Raw genomic sequence first — 1103 nt, forward strand, 5'->3', positions numbered from 1 at the left:
CAGCGGTAGGTGCCGATGCGGCTGACCCACTCCCCCCCCACAAAAGCCCCAGCCAAGGTGGCCAACAAGCCTATCCAACTGCGGATAATGCCCAGATCGCTGGTGCTAAACCCCGTCTGCAACAAAAATGTGGGGGTCATTTGCCCTGCCAAGCTATCCGGCAACTTGAAGCAGACCACAAACAGCAGGATCGCCCAGGCCAAGCGGTGCCGCCAAAAAGATTGAAACGGCTCGATGATGGCCGACCGCAAAGAGGTAGGCTTGAGGGCGCTGTTTTCCGGCTCAGGGGCCAAAAACGAGGTAATCAACCCGATCAACATCAGCAGCGCCATGATCCCGTACACCTGCCACCAGGGCAAATAGTCCGCCAAGATCAAGCTCACGCCACTGCTGACCAACAGCGCGATGCGGTAGCCGAATACAAAAATCGCTACCCCTGCCCCCATCTCCCGCTCCGCCAAGATATCGGTACGGTAAGCGTCCACCGCGATGTCCTGAGAGGCGCTCAAAAAAGCCACCAGCAACCCCACCAGAAAGATCGGGCGGGTGAAAACCGTGATTCCCGGCCAAGTCTGGGACAGCTCTTCCCATCCCAAGGCTTCCAGCCAGGTTTGGGTCGGATCCTGAAAACCCAGTAGCCCTATGCTGAGCAGCAACAGCACCTGGGTCAGGGCCATCCACCCCCGCCGCCGACTGCCCCGCAGGGATCCCGGTGCCGGCAACAGAAATCGATCCAGAACAGGCGACCACAGGAACTTGAAGGAGTAGGGCAAATTGAGCAGGTTAAACAAGCCGATGGCAATGGTGGTCAAGCCCGCTTGGGTCAGCCAAGCATTCAAGGTGGTGTTGATCAACAGCAGCGGCAAACCCGAAGAAAACCCCAACAGCAGCAGAACGCCCATCTTAGAGCTGCCGTAGACGCCCAACATCCGCCTCAAGACGCTTGCCCCCGCCTCAATCATGACTAGCCCTCCCCGCCATCCTGTCTATTTTCAGGGATCCCTGTATTGCCAGTATGGTCATTTCAATTAAACTAGGGCACTGCACCCACACCTAAAACTCTGAGTGCAGCAGGCTATAGGGCTTTTCAAGGACTCCGTCCC

At 57.5% G+C, this 1103-nt stretch carries 1 protein-coding gene; it reads right to left on the reverse strand.

Features of this window, described 5'->3' with window-relative positions; genetic code table 11:
• The coding region (locus tag NW819_RS14425; RefSeq protein ID WP_414414168.1) for an MFS transporter at positions 1-902 on the reverse strand (902 nt) is incomplete at its 3' end.
• Positions 903-1103: the final 201 nt, after the last annotated feature.

Origin of the sequence: Synechococcus sp. R8-2 (assembly GCF_047461715.1) — a bacterium.
In the GTDB taxonomy this organism is placed as follows: domain Bacteria; phylum Cyanobacteriota; class Cyanobacteriia; order Thermostichales; family Thermostichaceae; genus Thermostichus.